21 protein-coding genes are annotated in these 21,853 nt (G+C 35.6%); 11 read left to right on the plus strand and 10 right to left on the minus strand.

Annotated elements, in window-relative coordinates; genetic code table 11:
• Nucleotides 1-33 precede the first annotated feature (33 nt).
• Complete coding sequence (locus tag L0669_RS14390; RefSeq protein ID WP_263758409.1) at nucleotides 34-1,167, plus strand: acyltransferase family protein; 1,134 nt, start codon at nucleotides 34-36, stop codon at nucleotides 1,165-1,167.
• 363 nt (nucleotides 1,168-1,530) lie between these two features.
• Here the strand turns inward: L0669_RS14390 and L0669_RS14395 are convergent, their stop codons facing one another.
• Nucleotides 1,531-2,637, minus strand: a complete 1,107-nt coding sequence (locus L0669_RS14395; RefSeq protein WP_263758411.1) for an NADH:flavin oxidoreductase — start codon at nucleotides 2,635-2,637, stop codon at nucleotides 1,531-1,533.
• A gap of 6 nt (nucleotides 2,638-2,643) precedes the next feature.
• Nucleotides 2,644-2,946, minus strand: coding sequence for an ArsR/SmtB family transcription factor (locus L0669_RS14400; protein WP_055097872.1), 303 nt, complete (start codon nucleotides 2,944-2,946; stop codon nucleotides 2,644-2,646).
• A gap of 251 nt (nucleotides 2,947-3,197) precedes the next feature.
• Between L0669_RS14400 and L0669_RS14405 the strand changes: the two genes are divergently transcribed.
• The 3 genes from L0669_RS14405 to L0669_RS14415 all read left to right on the plus strand — a co-directional run bounded on the left by L0669_RS14405 (nucleotide 3,198) and on the right by L0669_RS14415 (nucleotide 4,665).
• Nucleotides 3,198-3,692, plus strand: coding sequence for a TlpA family protein disulfide reductase (locus L0669_RS14405; protein ID WP_263758413.1), 495 nt, complete (start codon nucleotides 3,198-3,200; stop codon nucleotides 3,690-3,692).
• A 71-nt stretch (nucleotides 3,693-3,763) separates the two neighbouring features.
• Nucleotides 3,764-4,168 carry a lysozyme inhibitor LprI family protein gene (locus tag L0669_RS14410; RefSeq protein WP_263758414.1) on the plus strand — a complete coding sequence of 135 codons (405 nt, stop codon included), beginning with the start codon at nucleotides 3,764-3,766 and terminating at the stop codon, nucleotides 4,166-4,168.
• Nucleotides 4,169-4,191: 23 nt separating this feature from the next.
• A complete protein-coding gene (locus L0669_RS14415) occupies nucleotides 4,192-4,665 on the plus strand; it encodes a hypothetical protein (protein ID WP_263758415.1) in 474 nt (157 codons plus the stop codon).
• Nucleotides 4,666-4,887: 222 nt separating this feature from the next.
• Here the strand turns inward: L0669_RS14415 and L0669_RS14420 are convergent, their stop codons facing one another.
• From L0669_RS14420 to L0669_RS14440, 5 genes are all read right to left on the minus strand, one after another.
• Nucleotides 4,888-5,643: an SDR family oxidoreductase gene (locus L0669_RS14420; RefSeq protein WP_263758417.1), complete on the minus strand. Its 756-nt coding sequence runs from the start codon at nucleotides 5,641-5,643 to the stop codon at nucleotides 4,888-4,890.
• A gap of 210 nt (nucleotides 5,644-5,853) precedes the next feature.
• Nucleotides 5,854-7,260, minus strand: a complete 1,407-nt coding sequence (gene lpdA, locus L0669_RS14425) for a dihydrolipoyl dehydrogenase (protein ID WP_263758419.1) — start codon at nucleotides 7,258-7,260, stop codon at nucleotides 5,854-5,856.
• A 170-nt stretch (nucleotides 7,261-7,430) separates the two neighbouring features.
• Nucleotides 7,431-7,931 (minus strand): hypothetical protein, encoded by a 501-nt coding sequence (locus L0669_RS14430; protein ID WP_263758420.1) that lies wholly within the window; start codon nucleotides 7,929-7,931, stop codon nucleotides 7,431-7,433.
• A 58-nt stretch (nucleotides 7,932-7,989) separates the two neighbouring features.
• The gene (locus L0669_RS14435) at nucleotides 7,990-8,856 is read right to left on the minus strand and encodes a chromate resistance protein ChrB domain-containing protein (RefSeq protein ID WP_263758421.1); all 867 of its coding nucleotides are present in this window, start codon (nucleotides 8,854-8,856) and stop codon (nucleotides 7,990-7,992) included.
• A gap of 34 nt (nucleotides 8,857-8,890) precedes the next feature.
• Nucleotides 8,891-9,280, minus strand: coding sequence for a hypothetical protein (locus L0669_RS14440; RefSeq protein ID WP_263758422.1), 390 nt, complete (start codon nucleotides 9,278-9,280; stop codon nucleotides 8,891-8,893).
• Nucleotides 9,281-9,492: 212 nt separating this feature from the next.
• Between L0669_RS14440 and galA the strand changes: the two genes are divergently transcribed.
• Nucleotides 9,493-12,324, plus strand: coding sequence for a beta-galactosidase GalA (gene galA / locus L0669_RS14445; RefSeq protein WP_263758423.1), 2,832 nt, complete (start codon nucleotides 9,493-9,495; stop codon nucleotides 12,322-12,324).
• Nucleotides 12,325-12,646: 322 nt separating this feature from the next.
• Here the strand turns inward: galA and L0669_RS14450 are convergent, their stop codons facing one another.
• From L0669_RS14450 to L0669_RS14460, 3 genes are all read right to left on the minus strand, one after another.
• Complete coding sequence (locus L0669_RS14450) at nucleotides 12,647-14,200, minus strand: DHA2 family efflux MFS transporter permease subunit (protein WP_263758425.1); 1,554 nt, start codon at nucleotides 14,198-14,200, stop codon at nucleotides 12,647-12,649.
• A gap of 255 nt (nucleotides 14,201-14,455) precedes the next feature.
• Nucleotides 14,456-14,905, minus strand: a complete 450-nt coding sequence (locus L0669_RS14455; RefSeq protein ID WP_173970976.1) for a PaaI family thioesterase — start codon at nucleotides 14,903-14,905, stop codon at nucleotides 14,456-14,458.
• 68 nt (nucleotides 14,906-14,973) lie between these two features.
• Nucleotides 14,974-15,564: a TetR/AcrR family transcriptional regulator gene (locus L0669_RS14460; RefSeq protein ID WP_263758426.1), complete on the minus strand. Its 591-nt coding sequence runs from the start codon at nucleotides 15,562-15,564 to the stop codon at nucleotides 14,974-14,976.
• Nucleotides 15,565-15,917: 353 nt separating this feature from the next.
• Between L0669_RS14460 and L0669_RS14465 the strand changes: the two genes are divergently transcribed.
• The 6 genes from L0669_RS14465 to L0669_RS14490 all read left to right on the plus strand — a co-directional run bounded on the left by L0669_RS14465 (nucleotide 15,918) and on the right by L0669_RS14490 (nucleotide 21,779).
• Nucleotides 15,918-16,790 carry a helix-turn-helix domain-containing protein gene (locus L0669_RS14465; protein ID WP_263758427.1) on the plus strand — a complete coding sequence of 291 codons (873 nt, stop codon included), beginning with the start codon at nucleotides 15,918-15,920 and terminating at the stop codon, nucleotides 16,788-16,790.
• Between the two features lie 188 nt (nucleotides 16,791-16,978).
• Nucleotides 16,979-17,395: a (R)-mandelonitrile lyase gene (locus tag L0669_RS14470; RefSeq protein WP_173972304.1), complete on the plus strand. Its 417-nt coding sequence runs from the start codon at nucleotides 16,979-16,981 to the stop codon at nucleotides 17,393-17,395.
• A 95-nt stretch (nucleotides 17,396-17,490) separates the two neighbouring features.
• Nucleotides 17,491-17,895, plus strand: a complete 405-nt coding sequence (locus L0669_RS14475) for a cupin domain-containing protein (protein ID WP_263758429.1) — start codon at nucleotides 17,491-17,493, stop codon at nucleotides 17,893-17,895.
• Between the two features lie 248 nt (nucleotides 17,896-18,143).
• The gene (locus L0669_RS14480; protein WP_263758430.1) at nucleotides 18,144-19,196 is read left to right on the plus strand and encodes an NAD(P)-dependent alcohol dehydrogenase; all 1,053 of its coding nucleotides are present in this window, start codon (nucleotides 18,144-18,146) and stop codon (nucleotides 19,194-19,196) included.
• 237 nt (nucleotides 19,197-19,433) lie between these two features.
• Complete coding sequence (locus tag L0669_RS14485) at nucleotides 19,434-20,282, plus strand: helix-turn-helix domain-containing protein (protein WP_263758432.1); 849 nt, start codon at nucleotides 19,434-19,436, stop codon at nucleotides 20,280-20,282.
• Nucleotides 20,283-20,420: 138 nt separating this feature from the next.
• Nucleotides 20,421-21,779, plus strand: a complete 1,359-nt coding sequence (locus L0669_RS14490; RefSeq protein ID WP_263758434.1) for an amidohydrolase — start codon at nucleotides 20,421-20,423, stop codon at nucleotides 21,777-21,779.
• Nucleotides 21,780-21,853 lie beyond the last annotated feature (74 nt).

Here is a 21,853-nt window from a genome sequence, read left to right on the forward strand (position 1 = left end):
AAACTAACCTTTTAACTACCAAAAGATATTTTTATGAGTTCATCTTCTATTGATATTAAACCTAAAAAACATTATGAAATACTAGACGGCTTACGTGGAGTCGCCGCTATTTTAGTTGTTATTTTTCACATTTTAGAAGCCCATAACGGAGGAAGCCGTTTTGCACAAATCATTAACCACGGTTATCTGGCGGTAGATTTCTTCTTTTTATTATCAGGATTTGTTGTAGCGTATGCCTATGATGATCGCTGGACAAAAATGTCGCAATGGGAGTTTTACAAACGACGTTTAATTCGCTTGCAGCCTATGGTTATTATGGGAATGATCATTGGAGCTATTTTTTATTATTTTCAGGCATCAAATCTTTTTCCGATGATTGCAGGAATGGAAGTCTGGAAAGTAATTGTAACAATGGTAATTGGGTTTACGTTGCTTCCAATTCCGCCATCACTAGAAATTAGAGGCTGGGGCGAAATGCATCCGCTTAACGGGCCTGCATGGTCATTATTCTTTGAATATATTGCCAATATTTTATACGCTTTAGTATTTCGTAAATTCTCGAACAAAGTATTAGGAATCTTTGTTTTTATATTTGCAACAATGTTGGTTAACTACACTGTTTTTGGACCCAATGGCGATGTTATAGGCGGTTGGTCTTTAAACCTGCAACAAATGAATGTTGGTTTTACCCGTTTATTATATCCGTTTTTCGCGGGAGTTTTACTTTCACGTTTAGGTAAATTAATTCACCTGAAAGGCGCTTTCTGGATTTGCAGTATTCTAATTGTAGTTATCTTTTCGATTCCAAGAATAGGAGACGAAAATACTTTATGGATGAACGGTTTATACGAGTCATTTGCTATTATTCTTTTATTTCCTTTAATTGTTGCCATTGGAGCGGGAGGAGAGATAAAAAATACGCTTTCTATTAAAATTTGTAAAGCTCTGGGAGATATTTCCTATCCCATTTATATCATCCATTATCCGCTAATTTACTGGTATACCGCTTGGGTAATTGATAATAAAGTTGCTATAAAAGACGGTTATATGATCGGAATCGGAGTTTTGGTTTCAAGTATTGTAATTGCAATTTTATGCTTGAAATTCTACGATGAACCAGTACGTAACTGGCTTCAGAACAAATTTCAAAAAAGAAAAGTATCTTAAAGGGAGGGACAAAGGTTCAAAGGCTCAGAGGAACAAAGGTTCAAAAACCTCTGTCTCCTTGAACCTTTGTTCCTCTGAACCTACATAAAAATCTTGAATTTCTTAATTTTGTTAGTTATAGATATTCAAAAAAGGGGTGAAATTTCATGTTTTCATCCCTTTGTTTTTTTTTAAAGGAACAAAGGTTCAAAGCAACAAAGACTCAAAGAGAAATAGTATCATTTCGATCTTTGTGTCTTTTCAAATCAAAATGTTAGGTATAAAAAAAGGGATGAAACATTTTGTGTTTCATCCCTTTTATATTTAGTTCAATCAGGAAAGCTTAGTACCTCAGAATCTTAGAGTCTTAGTACCTTCAAAAATTTATTCTAAAACCAATGCTCCTAAAGCTTCTTTACTAAAACCTTTCAATTCGTCAGTTTTACCCGCTTTGATTTTAGCCACCCAATTAGGATCAGATAAAAGAGGTCTTCCTACAGCAACTAAATCAAAATCGCCTCTGTCGAAACGTCTGTTTAATTCTTCTAAAGAAGTTGGTTCAGAGCTTTCTCCGGCAAAAGCACCAAAGAAATCACCAGAAAGACCAACAGAACCTACTGTAATAGTGGGTGCTCCGGTTACTTTTTTAGCCCAACCCGCAAAGTTCAAATCAGATTCTTCAAATTCAGGTTCCCAAAATCTTCGTTGCGAAGCGTGTATAATATCAACTCCCGCATCAACAAGAGGAGTTAACCAGGCTTCTAATTCCTGCGGATTTTTAGCCAGTTTATAGTTATAATCAGAAGGTTTAAATTGAGAAAAACGCATGATTACAGCGAAATCATTTCCTACTTGTTTTCTGATTTCTTTAATCACTTCAATCGCAAAACGATTACGTTCCGGTAAAGTTTTTCCACCGTATATATCTTCACGTAAATTCGTTTCAGCTCTAAAAAACTGGTCGATTAAATACCCGTGAGCTCCGTGAATTTCGATCGTATCAAAACCTAATCTTTTAGCATCAGCAGCAGCTTTACCAAAAGCAAGAATGGTATCCTCAATATCTTTTTCAGTCATGGTAACACCATTTCTAAAATCAGGACGGTTTAATCCGGACGGACCTTCAAAAGGAACAGGAGGCACCCATCCCGAGTGGTGATTGTCCATAATCCCCATGTGCCAGATTTGCGGTCCCATTTGTCCGCCTGCGGCATGAACTTCGTCAATCACTTTTTTCCATCCGTTTAAGGCTAAATCACCATAGAAATGTGGCACATTAGCATCATTAGATGATGAAGGTCTGTCGATAACAGTTCCTTCAGATAATATTAAACCAACTTCGCCTTCAGCTCTTTTTTGGTAGTAAGCTGCGACTTCATCAGTTGGTACTCCGTTAGGAGAAAAAGAGCGCGTCATTGGCGCCATTACGATTCGGTTTTTAAGATTTAACGTTTTTAAGTTAAATGGCGAAAACAGGTTGTTTGTACTCATAGTAATTTACAAATTAGATTGAATTAAGTTACTGAGTGCTTCAAAGGCACCTTCGTTGCGTTTATAATAAGTCCATTGTCCAACACGCTTAGATTCTATAAATCCGGCACGTTGTAAAATAGAGAGATATTCAGAAACAGTCGATTGTGTAAGACCAGCCTTAGCTTGTATTTGTCCTACACAAACTCCGTGTTCAAATCCAGCATGCTGAAGCTGATCCGGAAAGTTGATTTCAGGCTCTTTTAACCATTCCAGCATTTGCAATCTGGATTTGTTGGAGAGCGCCTTAAAAATTTCTATTGGTTCCATGGTGCAAATATATCGACTTTTCCCGATATACCAATTAAGGAGGTAATTATTTGGCAAAAAATTAAGATGAAGAAAAAGGAAGTTGTATTAAACAGTGGAGGATTTTAATAAAGAAAAATTATATTTGCTTGTGAAAATTAATCTCGCAAAGGCGCGAAGACGCAAAGAATAAAGCTTATAAGAATTGTAACTTTGCGGCTCTGCGCCTTTGCGAGATTAAAACAACCCCAAATAAATAACTTAATCAAACTATGAAAAAAACATTACTTATTCTAGGATTCTTATGTTGTGTAGTAACCAGTTCAAAAGCACAGGTTGTAGGAACTGAAATTGGCGATATTGCGCCGGAAATTGATCTTCCGGATACAAAAGGAAATCTTGTTGCACTTTCCTCTTTAAGAGGAGGATTAGTTTTAGTTGACTTTTGGGCATCATGGTGCGGACCATGTATTAAAGAACAGCCGGCATTATTAAAATTGTACACAACTTATCCTGATAAACTATCCATTTACAGTGTTTCTATGGATACTAAAAAAACTTTGTGGCTGGCAGCAATTGCCAAAGGAAAATTGCCATGGACACAAGTAAGTGATTTGAAATACTGGAAATCTCCGGTTGTGGGAGATTATATGCTTCAATCTGTTCCTTTGAATTTTTTAGTAGATAAAAACGGAATTATTCTGGCTAAAAATATTCACGGAAATGCATTGAACGAAATGGTTAAAAGTTTGTTGACAGCGCAGTAAAAACTCAAACTAATTAAAACTTTGAGTATATTGCTATTTCAAAAAAGATAATAACAATAAATGTCCAGGTCATGATTCAAAAATCAGCATTCGTATTCTTTATTTTGATTGCATTTCAGTGCAATGGACAAACAATGGAGATGGTTAATAAACTAAGAAATGATTACCAAACTTGCCTGAACAGTGGCAGCGGAATGAAAAATTGCTCGATCGAATATTACAATCAGTCAGATAGCTTATTGAATGTTGCTTATAAGAATTTAAAACTTAAATTGAGTTCTAAAGAACAATCACGATTAAAAAAGGAACAATTAGACTGGGTCAAAAAACGTGATTTGTATTTTGAAAAAGTATATTCTGACACCAAAAAAGAAGGTCATTTTATAGAAGGAAGCAGTGATTTTGATATGGTAGTTTTTGACGAAAAAGCAAATTACGTTTTTACAAGAGTCAAAGAACTTATAAAAAGGATATAGTTGCTTTAAAATAAAAAGTTTAAATGGAATCAAAACTCAGTCTGGCTGAATTTAGAACAAGATTACAAAATAACACAGAAATTGGTTCTCTAAAAGTAAACTTAAGTCTCTTTAGAATATTTCCCAGATTTGGCGGAATAAAGCCTTTTTACGGACTTTTTGATGAGAAAAGTTTTCGATTAACGATCAATTCGAGGACTTCACCAACTTATTTTATTATTAGAGGAAATTACAAGAATATAAATAACAGGCTTAACATCAATTATATCGTTGAGCCAAACAGTAAATTTCAGTTACTCTGGACCCGATTTTCTCCGGTTGTTTTTCTAATAGCGCTCAATGTTTTCTTTCTTTTTTTTGGAAGAGGTCTTAGAAGAGCCACTACAATCGTGAGTTTATTTCTGCTCATTATCATTTTTTATTCGCGCTGGAAAGAGGAAAGAAAGAGAAAAAAATTAGAACGCAAGTTTATCAGGATTTTTGAGATTAAGATGTAAAAGGATTGAATTGTTTCAAGTTTTTTTTGTTTCACGTTTCAAGTTTGTTTGCGCATTTTTGTCATTTCGACGAAGGAGAAATCTCCGTAAGTAACTCGACAAAGATTGGAGACTTTCTGTGCGGAGTTTCTTGCGGAGATTTCTCCTTCGTCGAAATGACAATGATTGTGGTTACTTTGTGTAAAACTTTGACAAAGGGTGGAGAAACCTGAAACCATTCATCTATTTCCTATTCGCATTGATTGCCTGCAAAGCATTTTCCGGCGAAGAAAGATATAATTTATAAAAATCGGCTGTGGCGCCAACGTGAATTTCGTAGGTTTCGGTTTCAAGGGCTTTTTTAAGATCTAAAGCCACTTGTTCCGGACTGATGCCATTTTCTCCACCAATCGATTTAAAAAATTCGGTATTTACTAAAGGAGGCATCAATTCAAAAACCTTTACCAACGGTCGTTTCTCGTGCTTTTCGAGAGAAACTCTTAATACCTGAGAATAGGAGTGAAGCGCTGCTTTGCTTACCGCATAACCCGGAAGCGTATATCCCGGAGAAAAAGCAGCAATAGACGAAACATTTACAAAAGCAGCTTCGGGTTGTTTTTGAAGCAAAGGCAATAACTTTTCGGTTAGCCTTACAATCGAAAGATAATTGGTCAGGATTTCTTCACTGGCTTTTTCGAAGGCATTGGCATTTTCATCCGTTAATTTAAAATAATGGGCTAAACCAGCATTGTTAATGACAATATTAAGGTTGGGGAAATCTTCATTTAAATGTTTGGTTAGTTTTGAGACATCAGCATCGCTGTTAATGTCGGAAACTATTCCGGTTACATTTTTTAAACTCAAAACTGCTTTTTCGAGTTTTTCGGCATTTCTTCCTGTAATAATTACTTTATTATCTGCAGAAAATAGTTTGGCAATCTCGTATCCAATTCCTGATCCTCCGCCAGTAATTAGAATGGTGTTGTTTGAAGTTTTCATTTTTGGTAAGATGTTTTTGTGAACTATAAAATGTTTTTACATAAGATTTATTTTGAAAACGAGTGTCCTAGCCCTGATAGAAGCGGTATCCTTTTGTGGCGTGGTTCGCCACAAAAGATACAAGTGGATAGCAGGAAATAGCTCCTGATTCAACTTCTAATTTTTATTTAAAAACTCTAGATTGGAATTTAGAATTTTAAAATTTAGAGTTTAAATATTTATAGCTCCTTGCCCGGATGCAATCATATAAGCCTCTTTGAGGGTTTCGGAGTAAGTTGGATGCGCATACGAAATTCTAAACATATCTTCGTCTGTAACTTCATATTCCATGCCTATAACGCCTTGTGCAATTAGATCTGCGGCTCGTGGGCCGATGATGTGCATGCCTAAAAGTTCGCCATATTTAGGATCTGAAAGTACTTTTGAGAAACCGTCTTTTTCTAATGCCGCTCTAGCTCTGGCGCTTGCCGAAAACGGAAATTTACCTATACGATATTCAATTCCTTTTTCTTTTAGTTCTTCTTCGGTATAACCTACAGATGCTACTTCTGGCCAGGTATAAACAACGCCGGGAATTAATTTGTAATTGATATGCGGTTTTTGGCCGTTGATGGTTTCGGCTACAAAAATACCTTCTTCTTCGGCTTTATGGGCAAGCATGGCACCGGCAACAACATCGCCAATCGCATAAATATTTTCGGCTTTGGTTTGCAGTTTTTCGTTGGTTACAATTCGGCCTTTAGAATCGAGTTCTATTGTTGTTTTTTCTAAGCCGAGGCCTTCTGTATAAGGTTTTCTACCTACGGCAACCAGACAATAATCGGCTGTAATTTCCTGAGGATTATTTGAGGCATCCAGAAAATTAACGGTTGCATTTTTGCCATTATTTTTGGCTGATTGTACTTTATGGCTCAGTAAAATTTTGATGTTTTGTTTAGAGAATATCTTTTTGAGTTCTTTTCCTAAATCTTTGTCCATTGTTGGGATCAGGCTGTCGAAATATTCGATTATAGTAACTTCTACACCAATTCGGGCATAAATTGAAGCCATTTCGACACCAATTACGCCACCGCCAATAATGACTATACTTTTGGGTTTATCAGGAAGCGAAAGCGCTTCGGTTGAAGTTATAATGCGTTTTTTATCAATTTCAACTCCCGGAATAGTTGCCGGTTTTGAGCCTGTAGCAATAATATAGTAGGTTGCAGAAAGGGTTGATGAGGTACCATCTGTTGCTTTTACGCTAATTTCCTTATCATTTAAAAAAGAAGCAAATCCTTCAAAAACTTCGATTTTATTCTTTTTCATTAAAAAGTTCAATCCGGCAATGTTTTGCTCGACAACTTCGGTTTTTCTTTTGATGAATTGAGGAAAATCAAGACTTAATTTTCCTGTTATGATGCCGTGCGTAGCAAATTTGGTTGCAGCTTTGTGATAATGTTCTGTACTGTCAAGAAGTGCTTTTGTGGGAATGCAGCCAACATTGGTACAAGTGCCGCCTAATGCTTTGTACTTTTCGACGATAGCGGTTTTATAACCCAATTGCGAACAGCGAATGGCCGATGCATATCCGCCAGGTCCGGAACCAATAACAATGATATCAAACTTTGTTTCCATAGAATAAAAAATTAGTTATGTTTTCGAAAGAACGATGAAATCCCAATAATTGCTGAGATAAAATAAACCAAAAAGGATCTCGTTTAAGTCCTTGAAATATAAGGAATTATATTTTATTACGGAAGATAATCAGAGTAATTTTATTGGTTAATGCATTGAAGCACTGTTGTTTAAAAAGCGATTCCAAACTGAAAACCAACTGTAAAAGTGGCCGGATGATCATTACCAAACCGAACCGGAAGCGGAACGGCGACAAAATAACTGCAATTGTCGCTTTTTATAATGGTTTTGTTTAAAACAGGCGTAAAGCCATATCTTCCGCTGCTTTCGAAAGCGGCTCTTCCGGCAAAAGTATAGCCGTGACCCAACGCGACTAAAATTCCCGGATGAAATAAAATATTGGTTACTTTATCGTGTCCGTCTTCGGCTTTTATATTGGGAACAATTTCAAAAGAGAAACCTATTTTTGAGCTTTTCCAAATGTTTATTCCGGTGGGGAAACCAACGGCATAATAATCTCTGAAATTTAGATTCGTTTGTTCGTTGCTAACCGTTACAATAGGATGCAGAATACCAAAATAGCCTGTGATTTTGGGGTATGTGGTTTGAGCAAATACAGTTGTATTGATTGCTAATAAGGCAATAATAAAAAAGGGTTTTAATACATTCATGATAGTTTGGTTTTAGAAAAAACAAAACTATCTTAAATTCATGACGGGTAATAGAATGCTATTTACCTTTTGTATCTGAATTACTTTTTCGGGCATTTTTTCGATACGAAGAAGGATTCTTACCTGTATGTAATTTGAATATTCTGGTAAAGTGACTTTGGTCTGAAAACCCCGTCATATAAGCAATTTCGGTAAGTGTGTAAGTCGAATGTTGGATGAGATTTATGGCTTTTTCGATGCGTAATTTTCTAACATATTCTCCAAAATTTAAATCTTCAAAATACTTCGAAAATTCGCGTGACAAGTAAGAAGGATTAAGTTCTAAATCATTAGAGATTTTCTTTAAATCAAAAGTAAACTGCGCATCTATTTGATCCTGAATGATTTCCTTTAAATCCTTAACCCATGAAGGCGTTTTTTGATTTGATTTTTTTTCGCTTAAAAATTTATTGTAGACTTCGTGCAGTAAATTCTCAAACGGACTATTTTGTAAATGGTTTTGCTTGTAAAGATGCGTTGCCCAGCTGTAAAGCGCATCGTAAATCACGATTCCGTTTTTTAGTAATTCGGAATCGTTTGTAATATTATGCGAAAGTCCTGCCGAAATTGCCCAAAGACCGGCAGATTCTTTGGCAATATCATGTTGGTCCGTATCAGCGCCACGAACGATTTTAGACATTATTAAAACTGCAGGATCTTTTATTTGATATTTTTTTACAATATAATCAAAAGTACATTCGTCATTATAGTGCGTAAATTCTACTCCCGGAATATCAAACGGAATGGCGTCTAATTCTTTAGACTTGGCCATAACCTGATCAAACGGAACGTAAATAAATTCCGCTTCGGTATCTACAAATTTTTGGATTAACCAGGGACATGCAATTCTGTCAATTTTAGGCCTTTCTCTTGTAATCCATTTCATCTTGATTATGATTTACTATTACGATCAAAAATAATCAATTTAATCTTTCAGCATTGTTTCGAACACCACCAAAACTAGTTTTTAGCAATTCTCTCACCTGAAATTGTGTTTTGTTTCGGGTAATATTATCCCATTCCTTAAAATCAAAAATATGAATTTCTTTGGCATTTGGGTTCGTTACAAACGAAAGTCTGGCGATCGAATATTTGTAATATTTTAGTTCGTGCGATATATGTCTGTTAGGTACAACAACAAGAATTGTTTCCCATTTAAGGAAATCTGCTGCTGCAGGAATATCTTCTCTTCCGGCTAAACCCAATGAATCAAAAAAAGCAATTATTTTTTGATCATTTAGTTTGTCAATTTTTTGATCAATGCGCTTAATAGTGTTAAGAAGCGTATTTTCGTCTTTTATAACACTCATACTTGTACTCTTTTAATTGAATTTTAAGATAAAATTACATTAAAACAGAATCATTTAATAAAGGAAAGCCCGTAGAATGATTCTAAATTTTTAATGCCTACTTTTCCACTATAGTTACGAAACTATATACGATTAGGTTTTGATAAAATACTATTATATTAAATGTATTGAAAATCCTATTTTTATCGCTACTAGCTAACCATTTTATATTTATGAAAACTATTTCTCTCAAAGAAATTCTGCTCCATTTTATTGTTTTAATTTCGATGAGTTCATTCGCACAAAACCAGTCAGATCGTGAATTAATTGTAATTGATAAAGACTGGCGTTTTGCGTTTGGACATCTATACGATACTCAAAAAGATTTTGGCCATGCCGAAGGTTACTTTTCTTATTTAGCAAAAACCGGTTTTGGTGATGGTCCCGCAGCGCCGGGATTTGATGATCGTGCCTGGAGAAAACTTGATCTTCCGCATGATTGGGCAGTGGAGCAGGGTTTTAGCGAAAAAGCAAGTTATAGTCACGGATTTAAAGCTTCTGGAAAAGGTTTTCCGGAAAAAAGTATTGGCTGGTACCGAAAGAAAATCAACATTTCGCAAAACGATCAGGGGAAAATTATTTCACTAAAATTTGATGGAGTTTTTAGAAACTCAAAAGTGTTTTTCAACGGACATTTCCTCGGAACAGAAGAAAGCGGTTATAATGGTTTTGAATATGATGTTACGGCTTATGTAAATTATGGCGGCGAAAATACGATTGTAGTTCATGCCGATGCTTCGATGGAAGAAGGCTGGTTTTATGAAGGCGCAGGAATTTACAGGCACGTTTATCTGCAAAAAACAAATCCGTTGCACGTAATCCAGAACGGAACGTATGTAACTTCTGAAATTCAGGATAATAATGCCGAAGTAACGGCAGAAGTTACAATTGAAAATAAAGGAAATTTTAAAGGAAATATTGAAATTGTACAAACCATTTTTGATCCTTCCGGAAAACAAGTGGGCGGTATTATTGAAAATACTTTGGCGCCTGATTTTTATAAAACAGCAAAAATTAATTCAAAAATAAAAGTCAGCAATCCGTTATTATGGGATCTTGATGCACCAAATTTGTATCGTTTGCTGACGCAGATCAAACAAGAAGGAAAAATTACAGATAGCTATGAAACTAATTTTGGGATAAGAACGATTAAGTTCGATCCTGAAAATGGTTTTTTCCTTAACGGAAAATCAATCAAACTAAAAGGAACAAATAATCATCAGGATCATGCCGGAATAGGCGCTGCTTTGCCTGATGAATTACAATATTACCGCATAAAAAAACTTAAAGAAATGGGATCGAATGCCTATCGCTGTTCGCACAATCCGCCAACACCGGAATTGCTGGATGCCTGCGATAAGTTAGGAATGCTGGTAATTGATGAAACCCGTTTAATGGGAATTAACGACTATCATTTGAATGATTTAAAACGCTTAATAGAACGCGATCGCAATCATCCGAGTATCTTTTGCTGGTCTGTAGGAAATGAAGAATGGAATATCGAAGGCGGAATTGTAGGCGAACGCATTACCAATATAATGCAGGGATTTAGCAAAAGCATTGATTCTACAAGACCTGTAACGGTTGGGATAAGCAGCGGTTTTAAAAGTGGAATATCTTCAGTTGTCGAAATTATGGGCTATAATTATATGGGAAATGGGGATATCGATGCTCATAGAAATGCTTTTAAAACTCAACCCGGAATGGGAACAGAGGAAGGTTCGACTTTTGCAACGCGAGGTATTTATTTTACAGATGATGCCAAGCATTATCAAAGTGCTTACGACAAAAAACCGCGTCCTACTTTTTACAGTATAGAAGAAGGCTGGAAGTTTTATGCCGAGCGCCCATATCTAGCCGGAATGTTTATCTGGACAGGTTTTGATTATCGCGGAGAACCAACGCCTTACGGTTGGCCATCGGTCACGTCTTATTTTGGAATGATGGATGTTTGCGGTTTCCCGAAAGACAATGTTTTTTATTTGAAATCCTGGTGGGGAAATGAACCTGTTTTGCATCTTTTACCACACTGGAACTGGAACGGAATGGAAGGAAAAGAAATAGATGTTTGGGCCTATTCGAACTGTGATGAGGTAGAACTTTTTCTGAATAAAAAGAGTTTAGGCAAAAAGAAAATGGAGCAATACGGCCATTTAGAATGGAAAGTAAAATATGCACCCGGAACTCTTGAAGCAATTGGATATAAAAACGGTAAAAAGATCCTGACGGAAGTTCAGAAAACAACCGGAAATCCGGAAAACATAAAACTTTCTGTCGATAAAGAAAATCCTGTAAATGGAAATGTTACTGTGATAACAGTCGAAGTTACAGACAAAAATGGACTTCACGTTCCAACGGCAAATAATGAAATTACATTTAATATAAAAGGCGGAAAAATTTTAGGAGTAGGAAATGGCGATCCAACATCATTAGAAAAAGATCAGTTTATAGATGATATTCATCTTGTGCGCATAACTAATTTTGAAGAAAGAAAACAACTTGTTGATGCTGTAAATCAGCCTGCTTTAGACGAACCAAATGCCTGGAAGGAAGCTTTTAAAGATAGAGATTATAAAAATCAGGCTTCGGCATATATTTACAGAGGAAAGTTTGAATTGAAGAATAATGTACAAGCTAATATTGTCGATTTCTTTTATAAAAAAATTGGAGTAAACGAGTCTGTTTTTGTAAACGGCAATTTAGTTAATGCAAGCGCAGAGGATTCTCAAAAGTACCATCTTGACAAAACCGTTTTAAAAGAAGGAACCAACGTTATTACAATAAGAGCTTCGCCTTTGCAAAAAGTAAAAGACTGGGACGTGATGAACACAGATCCCGGAATTATCAGGATAATAACCCCATCAGAACCGTGGAAACGAAAATTGTTTAATGGTTACGCACAGATTATTGTTCAAAAAGATGAAAATAATAGTGATGTTATTGTTTCGGCTTCCGCCAAAGGACTAAAAGCAGGTGTTTTGAGCGTTAATCAGAAGAAAAAATAAAGCTCTCTTCTGAGTGGTGATCCCGAGGTTTCGGGAGAAAAGGTCTTTTAATTTCGACGCAGGAGAAATCTCCTTATTAACTGCGCAATGCAAATCCAATTTTTGTCGAGTTTCTAGTGTGATCTCTCCTGCGTCGAGATGACAATATTGTGTTTAAACTTTGCGTCTTAGCGCCTTTGCGAGATTAATTTTAGTTTCTAAAAAGCTTAACTTAATGACATTGCCCGAAGTTTCGGGATCGGGACTATGTGAAGAAACGAGTTTCTTTTCATTCCCTTTTTAAACTATAAAATCTATGTTTCTATGTGTTTAAATAAAAAATTCAATGATCTGAAATAATCATATTCGTTTTGGCTTTCTTCGATTTATTCATCACAAATAAAAGAAGGGGTAATGTCACGACAAAAAATAATCCGACAAGAAAAAAAGCATCCCGATAACTTAATAAAGAGGATTGTCTCATTATAATATTTTCTGTCAGTTTAAGCGCTTTTAATTTTGCTTCATTATAGGCAAAACCTTTGCTTTGAAAATATTTGATATAGCCATTTATTCTGTCCATCGCTATTACATTATAAGGCGTAATATTTGAAGTCAATTCGTTTCGATGCGCCGAAAATCGATGTGCAACATACGTATTGATAATCGATACGCCAAAAGAACCGCCCAATTGGCGCATCATATTATTGAGCGCTGCACCCTGACCAACATCTTTATCATCAAGAGAGGAAACCGCCAGCATTGTAAGCGGAACGGTAAGTAAAGCCATTCCTAAGGCACGAAAAATAAGCGATGTTGCAACATCAGAAGCGCTTGTGTTTAAAGTCATTCCGGACATTCGCCAATTAAAATAAATGAACAAAAGAAATCCTGCTGCAATAATTATTACGGGAGAAACTCCTTTTTGTAAAAGTGTTCCGCATGTTTTTAAAGCCAGTAAAGCAAATAATGCTCCCGGAAGTAAGAGCAATCCGGTTTGATAAGGAGAAAAGCTCAAAAGACGTTGCGCAACAACGGGAGTGATGTAAATCGAAATAAACATTCCGAATCCTGTTACAAAAGTCAGAATTGCGGCTATACTTAATGATTTACTTTTAAGCACCCGAAGATTTACAACCGGTTTATCTATGGATAATTCCCAATAAATAAAAAACAATAAAGTACTGACGGCAATCACAGTTAGAATAATAATGTATCGGGTTTCGAACCAATCTTCGACTTCGCCTCTTTCCAGAACGGTTTGCAAGGCACCAACACCAATGGCCAATAGCGCAATTCCCGTCCAGTCAACCTTTGTAACTTCGGGTTTTACAGAAGGTTCTCGCAATAAGAAATAACAAGAAATCATAACAAGAATACCAATTGGAACATTAATTAAAAATATCCAAGGCCAATCGTAATTTTCGGTAATATAACCACCAAGCGTAGGACCAATTGTTGGCCCAATAAAAATTCCTGCACCAAACAAAGCTCCTGCTGTTGATTGTTTATCTTTTGGGAAAAGTTCAAAAACCACGACCTGAGAAATCGATAACAATGCACCACCGCCAATTCCCTGAAAGAATCTGAAAAAGACCAACATCCAGATATTAGACGAATGTCCGCACATGAACGAACAGAACGTAAACAGAATAACCGAACCAATATAATAATTACGTCGGCCTAAATTAGCACTCAAAAAGCTGGTAATAGGTATAATGATCACATTGGCAATAGCATAAGCGGTAATCACCCAGGAAGTATCTTCGAGGGTTGCACCAAGATTTCCGCTCATGTGCGAAAGCGCTACGTTTACAATCGATATATCAATCAATTCCATAATTGCAGCCAGAATGACTGTAAAAATGAGAAGTTTTCGGTGTAATGGTGTCATCATAATTATATTTTATACCGATTGGTATGTTTTTGATTAAAAAAAAGGGCTTCTTTTGTGAAATGTGATCTGTAAAATGTGGGTTTTGAAAATTAAACACATAGAAATATAGTTTTTGATAGAAAAGAAACTATAAAAAAAGAAACAGGTTTTTTTCACATATTCCCGAAGCATCGGGATAAATTAATGCCAAGTGAAACGCCTTTATCAGTAAGTAAAATCTATGTTTCTATGTGTTTAAAAAATAACAGGAAGGAGTTACAATTCTTTCTTTACAATATTTGTTTTAAGAAGGTTAGACGTTGCTCTGGCAATTAATCTCGTTTGATCTTTGTTCCAGATTTCGCATTGTGCATTTACAATTTGTTTTCCTTTTCTAATAATGGCTGTTTTCGCGATAATAGTGTCACCAACAAAAGCAGGAGCAAAGTAATCGACAACAAGATTGATAGTCGTATAAAAAGTTTCTTCGTCAAGCGAAAACATTGTTGCCCCAATGCAATCATCGGCAATGGCTGCGGTTACGCCTCCGTGTAAACTTTTAACCGGATTCGACATTTCTTCCCGAACCGTGTATTTAAAAGTAACTGTGCCTTGTTCTGCAGCGACAACAATTGGTTTCATCCAAAGCATAAAAGGCGATGGCGATGCTGTAAATTCTCCGTCGATGTGGTTTTGTAATACTTGTAATCTCGTTAATTTTTCCATTATTATAATAGTATTTATTTTAATACCGATTGGTATATTTTTGTTCAAAAAAATAATCTTAAGTATGATTATTCTAAGTCGTGTATGATTTTATCCAGTGAAAGCATGATGTCAGATAAGTGAGAAAGATTTCCGGTGATTTTGGTAATCATCACGGCACCTTCAATGATCGCAATAATGGTTAAAGCCGTTTTTTGAGGATCTATATTTTTGGCTTGAAATTCTCCGGCGATAATGCCCTGTTCAATATAATAAACCAATTTGTCTTTCCAGGCGAGAATGGTATTTTCGACTTTCTTTCTTAAAACCGGATGGGTGTCATCTGCTTCTGTAGCGGTATTAATGATCGGGCAGCCGCCTTTGGTAAGCCTTAGTTCATAATAATCAGAATACAGCCTCGGATACACTAATAATTTACCTTTAAAAGTCGTTTGCTTTTCAATTTCTGCTGAAAAAGTGTCTTGTAGTTTTTTGACATTAAACTTAAAAGCAGCAATCGCAACTTCATCTTTATTTTCGAAATTGCCATAAATACTTCCTTTTGTAAGCCCTGTAGCCTCAGTAATATCGCTTATCGAAGTTCCGCTGTATCCTTTCATATTAAAAAGAGGAGCAGTTTTCTCGATGATAAATTGTTTGGTTTTTTCGGCTTTACTCATGATTGGTAAAATTTAAATGCAAATATATACCGATTGGTATAATTTTGCAATTTTTTAGTAGTTTATTTTGTTTTGGGTTTGAAATGAGCATTGGATTGTGTAGAATTTAACCGCCAAGTACGCAAAGGTTTACGCAAAGTTCGCAAGTTTTTTAATCTCGCAAAGTCGCAAAGACACAAAGCTTTGTCAATTATCTTTGCGACTTTGCGACTTTGCGACTTTGCGCGATTATAACCTCAGCAATCTAAAAAAAAACTTTGCGTAAACCTTTGCGTACTTTGCGGTTAAATTCAGCACAATTCATTTTAAACCTGAAACTATTATTTTTTGTTTGATTTTCATAACTTTGCTGCATGAAAGAGCAATTAGATTATCAGGCTTCTGAACTTGGTATAAACGACTTAAAGCTAAAAGGCTTTAAAGTATACGAAGTAAACGATACAATTAGTAAGATTCCGACGTATAACCGCAGGGATTTTTATAAAATATGTATTAATACCAGTAAGAGTTTAATTCATTACGCAGACCGTGGTATAGAAACCGATGGTACTATATTATTCTTTGGAAATCCGCATATTCCATATTCATGGGAAATTGTTTCGCCGGAATATGAAGGATATGCCTGTGTTTTTACTGAAGAATTTTTAAGAGCCAATGATCGTTCAGAAAGTCTTCATGAATCGCCTTTGTTTAAAATTGGAGGAACTCCTATTTTTACCTTATCGGCTGAGCAAAAAGTGTTTATAGATTCGTTGTTTAAAAAAATGATCGAAGAACAAGAAACCGATTATGTTTTTAAAGATGATTTAATTCGAAATTACATCAATCTGATTTTGCATGAATCGATGAAAATGCAACCTTCAGAAAATTTCTTTAAGCATAAAAATGCTTCTTCGAGAATTACCTCATTATTTTTAGAATTATTAGAAAGACAATTTCCTATAGAAACAAAAAATGAACCTTTGGCACTAAAAACGCCTCAGGATTATGCACAAAGTTTGTCTGTACATGTTAATCATTTAAACCGTTCTGTAAAGGAAGTTACGGGAAAACCAACAACAGCGCATATTACAGAGAGAATCATTGGCGAAGCCAAAGCATTACTGCAACACACAGATTGGAGCATCTCTGATATTGGATATTCGTTAGGATTTGAATATCCGAGTTATTTTAATAACTACTTTAAAAGACTTACAGGAACGATCCCAAAATCGTTACGATCGTAAATTGTTTCATATTCTTAATTTTTTGTTTGAATATTGTTATTTCTAATTGTTGTTGCTAGACTACTTTTGCCCTGAAATAATTAGTATTAACCTCTATCGGTTTTTCGCTGACTAAATATAACTTCTATAAAGCGCATTCTAGCTTTCTAATTTAGTTTACAGCACTGATATACAAAAACAAAATAATTATGAAAGAACCAGAAAATCAATTAAATGAAACTATTTTTCCAAAAGGAGATCTAGCTTCAGCGGATTATTTTACAGGAAAAGCATGGGTGAAAATGTTGGTTCCAAATGATCCGGTTTTAAATACTGCCGTTGGTAATGTAGTTTTCGAAGCAGGTGCGAGAAACAATTGGCATACACATCCCGGCGGACAAATATTAATAGTTACAAAAGGAACAGGATATTATCAGGAAGAAGGAAAACCAATTCAGTTACTTCAGGAAGGCGATGTTGTCAACATTCAACCCGAATTAAAGCATTGGCACGGAGCTGCTCCGGATAATGAATTTACCCATATTGCTATTAGTACCAATACCCAAAAAGGTATTGTAGACTGGCTTGAACCAGTAACCGACGAACAATATAATAGCTTTAAATAATTAAAGTAAAAGTGTTGTTTTGGTGATCTAACCTTAATTAACGGTTTTGTTAGATCTTATTTTAAATAAAATTCCAATCTCAAAAAATCAATTTTATGTCAACACTTTATACTTCCGCTATTGAAGAGGGCAAAGTCCCGAATACTTTTATGACTGGTACTGTTTCTTATAAAAAACAAACCAGCAATATTCATCCGGACAACACCATGATTAAAGAAGTTTCTTTTGAACCCGGATCGAGATGCAACTGGCATAGTAACGCAAGTTTGCAATTGTTTATCGCAACTGACGGAATTGGCTATTATCAGGAAAAAGGTTCTGCGATTCGTTTGCTTCATAAAGATGAGGTAATTACTATTTTACCAGGTGTAGAACATTGGTACGGTGCAACTCCTTTTAGCCGATTTTCGCACATTAGCATCATCACAGAAATCGACAAAGGAAAAGGAATTTGGTTAGAAAGCGTAACCGATGAAGAGTACTTTAGTTTTGGAAAGTAATCTAAGTTTCTGAGTTGCTAAGGTTCTAAGTTACTAAGTGAATAGGAACTCATGATCTTAAAAGCGCATTGCAGAAGAAAACTTTGCGACTCTGCGACTTTGCGAGAAATATTATTTTTTTTATGCAGATTTTAAAAGATTTGAATTAAATCCTCTTAAATCTGCGTGAAACTATACCAACTCTAAAAAAAAACTCAGAACCTTAGCAACTTAGCGTCTAAATACCTTAAAAATAAAAAAACAAAAACATGCAAATAAAAAACATAAAAGCCTTTGGCACAGAAGCTGCCGAAGCACCCTTACAAACATTAGACATTCAGCGTAGAGAAGTTTTGGCGCATGACGTCGAAATCGAAATTTTATATTGCGGAATTTGCCACTCAGATTTACACTCTGCCAGAAACGAATGGCACGGAACTATTTACCCGATAGTTCCAGGGCACGAAATCGTAGGACGCGTAACAAAAGTGGGCGATCACGTAAAAGGTTTTAAAGTAGGTGATTTAGCCGGAGTAGGATGTATGGTCGATTCTTGTAGAGAATGTGAACATTGTAAAGACGGATTAGAGCAATTTTGCGATCCAGGAAATACATTAACCTTCAATTCTCCTGACGTTCATTTAGGCGGACAAACTTTTGGAGGATATTCTCAAAGTATTGTAGTCGATGAAAATTATGTATTGCATATTTCAGACAAGTTAGACCTTGCCGGAGTTGCGCCTTTACTTTGCGCCGGAATCACCACTTATTCTCCGCTAAAACACTGGAATGTTGGCCCTGGACAAAAAGTAGGTGTTGTAGGTATTGGTGGTTTAGGTCACATGGGGATTAAATTGGCAAAAGCAATGGGCGCTCATGTAGTGGTTTTTACGACTTCATTATCTAAAACCGAAGACGCAAAACGTTTAGGAGCAGACGAAGTAGTTTTATCTACAGATCCTGAGCAAATGGCAAAATATACCAAAACACTAAACTTTATTTTAGATTGCGTATCGGCTCCACACGATATTGATGCGTATTTAAATTTACTTAAAGTAGACGGAACACTTACTTTGGTTGGTGCTCCAATGGAACCGCTTCCGGTAACTTCATTCAGTTTATTATTAGGAAGAAGAAGTTTTGCAGGTTCTAATATTGGCGGAATCGCTGAGACTCAGGAAATGCTAGACTTTTGTGCTGAACATAATATTACTGCCGACATCGAAATTATTGGTGTTGATGAAGTAAACGATGCTTACGAAAGATTACTAAAAGGAGATATTAAATACCGTTTTGTAATTGATATGGCTTCTCTTAAGTAGCTAAGTGACTAAGTTGCTAAGTTTTTTAAAGCAGGTTCAAAGTTTCATAGAGACAAAGTTTCAGAGGTTTCAAAAATAAAACTTTGCGCCTTTGCGCCTTTGCGCGAACTAAAAGATTGCAACGTGAATAAATATTTAAAAAGGTCTGACTCTCTAAAGTCAGACCTTTTTTTGTTCTTTTAAAAATTTATACTATTTAATTATTAATTTTGAAATTCAATAACAAATCACTTTCTCTTGCAAAAACATTCGATTCCTGTTTTATCTGTTGGCAATATACTCGGAGAAGAAACTTTGGGGATTACCTTGTTTCGCCATAGCGTAAAAGGAAGAAACGAATTTGAGCAGCCCCACAAACACGATTTTTATATGGTGTTTTTTGTAGAAAAAGGCTCGGGAGTTCACAATGTTGATTTTACTCAATATACCGTAAACGATTATCAGGTTTATTTTATCAGGGCTGGGCAGGTTCATAACTGGTCGCTCGATGTCGATACTTCCGGTTTTCAGTTAATGCTTGCGGCAGATGTCATCACTATCTTTTCGAATTTAGGATCATTTCCGTTTTTTGAGCAAAGTGTTCCGTCTTGTTTGTCTTTAGATAAAAAAAAGTTTGAAGAATTTAAAATTCATTTGCATGAAATAGAATTAGTACTGCTTGATAATGATGTTCTTACCAAGGAAATTCTTTTATTGCGTTTGCATTTAATGCTTAAATTATTGCAAAAAGAATATTTAAATCAATTTCCGGAACACGATTCGTCAACTAAACCAGAGAAAATTATAAAAGGGTTTAATACGTTAATTGATGATTATTTTAATGAAGAGTCTTCGGTGAATTTTTATGCTGATAAATTAAATATTACCGCAAATTATCTCAATATCCTTTCGCAGAAATATTTAAAAATGCCGGCAAGCGATGTTATCAAACAAAGAACTATTCTCGAAGCAAAACGCTTACTTACCAGTACTGATTTGTCTATAAAAGAAATTGGGTATCAATTGGGTTTTAATGATAATACCTATTTCAGTAAAGTATTTAAAAAATATACCGGAAAAACTCCCGGTGATTTTAAAAAATTATAATTTCTACCATCTTTCTCCGTAATATTACCGTTATCGTTTTGAGTTTATAACGAATTTTGCAATGCAATTAATGCTATTGATTATTAGAGTGTTATTGTAAAATCGTATAACAAACGCAAAGAAGATAATATATAATTTATGGAAGATCATAAAATAAGCCGAAAAAAATTCTTAGGATTAGGTGCCGCAGCAACCGGAGCCGCATTGTTTTCAGGAATTGGAGGAAATGCAGTTGCACAAGTTTTACCAGAAGAAAATAAAACTGCTTTAAATGAATATCTTTTAATAAATGTTCGATTAGAAGATGGTTTTGAATACAATGATAAAAATGAAGTAATCGCCACCAAAACAGCTTTATACAATATTCATATTGCCAATGGTAAAATAAAAAGCATTACCACAACAAAACCAGCGTTGAAACTGAAAACTGTTGATGCTAAAGGACTTTTGATGCTTCCGGGATTGCGTGATATGCACATTCATATTGATAAAACATATTATGGCAGCGGAACATGGAATGCAGCGCCAAGAAAAGGTTATACGGTAAAAGATATGATCACGCTGGAGCAAAAGTTAATTCCGCAATTGTTACCGGATTCTCAGCATAAAGCAGAAGAAGCCATTAAACTAATGCAAAGTCAGGGAAGTTATTTTGCGCGTTGCCAATGTAATATTGATCCTGTAAGCGGATTAAAAAGTTTAGAACATTTACAAGCTGCTTTAGAAAAAAACAAAGACAGCTTTGGTTCAGAGATTGTGGCTTTTCCGCAACACGGGATTTTGTATTCACAATGTGAACCTCTATTAAGAGAAGCAGCAAAAATGGGAATTGATTTCATTGGCGGACTTGACCCAACCAACGTTGATGGTAATATGGAGAAATCTCTTGATGTTATGTTTCAAATTGCACTTGATAATAATAAAGGTGTCGATATACACTTGCATGAATCGATACCATCTGGTAAAGCGGCAATTGAATACATGATTAAGAAGACCGAAGAAAACAAACAATTACAAGGAAAAACGTATATCAGTCACGGTTTTGCGCTTGCGAAAATGGATCCAAAAGATTTGGAGAAAATCGCCGAGCAAATGGGAAATCTGGGAATAGGAGTAGTGTCAGGAATTCCGATTGGGAAAACCATAATGCCAATTCCAACTTTAAAAAAATATGGTGTAAAATTAATGACGGGAACCGATAGTATTGTCGATCACTGGCAGCCTTTCGGAACTTGCGATATGCTAGAAAAAGCAAAATTATGCGCCCAGCTTTACGGCTGGACAGACGAATACAATCTAAGCAGATCTTTACACATTGCTACAAAAGATGAAATTTTACCTCTTAACGATGCCGGAACCCGTGTTTGGCCAGCAGTAGATAACGAAGCCAATTTTATCCTGGTAAAAGCAAGCTGTTCTGCCGAAGCCGTAGCACGTTTACCGAGAAGAGAAGGTGTTTTTTATAAAGGAAGAAAGATTGCGGGAGATATTTCTTAAGTTTCTAAGGTGCTAAGATTCTAAGTTGCTAAGGGACTAAGGTAGAACTGTAATTGTCGTATTTATATCTTAAA

The organism is Flavobacterium bizetiae, from assembly GCF_024271895.1.
GTDB lineage: Bacteria > Bacteroidota > Bacteroidia > Flavobacteriales > Flavobacteriaceae > Flavobacterium > Flavobacterium bizetiae.